General features: G+C 59.4%; 2 protein-coding genes and 1 pseudogene. 1 reads left to right on the top strand and 2 read right to left on the bottom strand.

Features of this window, described 5'->3' with window-relative positions; translation table 11 throughout:
- Positions 1-588: 588 nt before the first annotated feature.
- On the top strand, positions 589-1011 hold the full coding sequence (locus ACZYZ4_RS19410; protein WP_463863409.1) for a hypothetical protein: 423 nt from the start codon (positions 589-591) through the stop codon (positions 1009-1011).
- A 28-nt stretch (positions 1012-1039) separates the two neighbouring features.
- Here ACZYZ4_RS19410 and ACZYZ4_RS19415 read toward each other — a convergent pair whose 3' ends face one another.
- Together ACZYZ4_RS19415 and ACZYZ4_RS19420 are read right to left on the bottom strand one after the other, a co-directional pair.
- On the bottom strand, positions 1040-1519 hold the full coding sequence (locus ACZYZ4_RS19415) for a GNAT family N-acetyltransferase (RefSeq protein ID WP_463863410.1): 480 nt from the start codon (positions 1517-1519) through the stop codon (positions 1040-1042).
- A 212-nt stretch (positions 1520-1731) separates the two neighbouring features.
- Positions 1732-2097 (bottom strand): annotated as a pseudogene (locus tag ACZYZ4_RS19420) (IS30 family transposase); the annotation flags it as partial.
- Positions 2098-2214 lie beyond the last annotated feature (117 nt).

Consider the following 2214-nt stretch of genomic DNA (forward strand, 5'->3'; position numbering starts at 1 on the left):
GTACAACCCCCGGGAGGCCCGGGCGTTGACGACGTGGCTGGACAACGACCTCGCTGCTGCTAAGGCGGCGGGTAAGCACCTGGCCGTCGTGTACCACGAACCGTACTTCACGTCGGACACGGAAGAACATGGGCGGGCCGCTGACCACAAGCCGTGGATCGACGTGATGTGGAAGCACCGGGTCCGTCTGACCCTGTCGGCGTCCCAACACAACTACGAAAGGTCATGTCCGGTGAACAACGCTGACCAGTGCGTCAGTGACGGGATGACAGCATTCCAGGTTTCCACGGGAGGCATCGGTCTCCGCCCCTTCACTAGCAGTCCGTCGTACATCGTGAAGCGGTTCAGCGACACCCACGGGTTCCTTCGNCAGTAAAAGCCACCGCCAAACCAAAGGCCAGTGCTGATGAACGACCCGTCAACACGTTCCGTCACCCCGACATACGCCGCCACCCTAGGCGTGGTCGCCGCAATGTTCCTTGGCCAGATCCTGGCCTTCACCGCCATGCTGGCTCTGGCAGGAACTGCCGGACCCGGTACCCGGCCGACTGGTCCGATGGTCGCAGTTCCAATCAGGAGGCAGAAGCTTTGAAAAGGTTCTATGTTGCGTCGAGCTTCAGGAATATCGTCAACGTCCGGTACGTCGCGCAAACCTTGGAAAGCAAGAGCTACGTCAACACGTACGACTGGACCCAGAACGCGTCGGCGCGCGATGCGGGTACAGTCACCCTCGGTGATCTGCGCTCCATCGGGCAGCATGAGAGAGATGCAGTGATAAGTGCCGACGTCGTCGTAATCCTGCTTCCAGGCGGGAAGAGCACGCATGTTGAGCTTGGCATCGCGATCGCTCAAGGCAGAAGGACAATCCTGCATTCGCCGGACGAAGCCATCAACAACCTTGAGACCACCAGCACGTTCTACCACCTACCTGAGTTGGAGAAGTGCCACGGAACTCTAGACGACCTCATATCTATGATCGTCGGCCGAGAAGTGACCGTTGCCGCTGTCTGACTCGATTCGTGTCGCAGCGAGGGATCCTTCACGGGGACAGGATATAGCGGCGTTCAGACCGGCCCGCCGAGTTGCGGACCTCGATTTCCGACGTCGGAATCCAGCCGGCCCTTTCGTAGGAGGCGATCGCTCTTTTGTTGTCGGCGATAACCCAGAGCTCCATAGGAGCCTCTGCCTTCACCGAGTGGTGTCGGAGGTGGTCAAGGAGTTGGCGTGCGAGACCCTCGCCCCAAGCTTCCGGGTCAACTGCGAGGTAGAGCACTTCCAAGGCATCTTTACGAGGGACGACGATGGAGAACGCCATCGCGCGACCATCGACACGCAACATCACTAGAGAGGCGCCATCCAAGGCAAGCGCTGATTCAATACCCGGCAGCTTGTCGTCGACCGGCGGAACGGCGGGGAGTTGGTCCCGCAGAGCGGTAGCACGAGCCCAGATTCCGGCCGCGTCCCGCGCGGGCGCACTTCCCTGCTCCACACGAACGTCTGGAAGTGGTGATGGGTACATCCGTCGATCCTGTCACAACTAAGAGGAAGGATATCTCCGTAGAGGTTCAGCCATCTGGCGGACGGCAAGCCATAGCGCCCGCTTGCCGGTCGATCACCGTGCTGCGGAAGCCCGGTGACGCAGCTGTCATTTTCGAAGTCGTCTGCACGAAATGTCCAAAGTCGTCTGCACGGCCACTACTTGTCCGTAAGGGGAACGGCGGATTCAGGCGGTCATTGCAACAGGAGTCCTTCGATCAATTCGATCGGTTTTCTGTACTCTAGTCTCTTGCGTGGCCGGTCGTTGAGTTCCTGTGCGACCCAGTCGAGGTGTTCGGCGCTGTGGATGCTCAGGTCGGTGCCTTTCGGGAAGTACTGGCGGAGCAGGCCATTCGTGTTTTCGTTGATGCCGCGCTGCCAGGGTGAGTGCGGGTCGCAGAAGTAAATGTCGATGCCGGCGTCTATTTTCACGCCCTTCCAGTCCTGCATTTCGATGCCTTGGTCCCAGGTGAGGGAATGCCTCAGCGCCTCGGGGAGCGTCTTGATCTTGGCTGCCAGGGCGTCGCGCATTTGTTCTGCTTTGTATCCATCCGGCAGATGAATGAACCGTGCCGGGTTTTAGGCCGTCTTCTTGCTGGTGTCCTCGTCGTGTGATGAGGCGTCTATTTGAGCGTAGTAGTTTTGCTCGAATTCGTTGGGTGGGATCATGGCCAGGGT

Source organism: Pseudarthrobacter adonitolis (genome assembly GCF_055412845.1).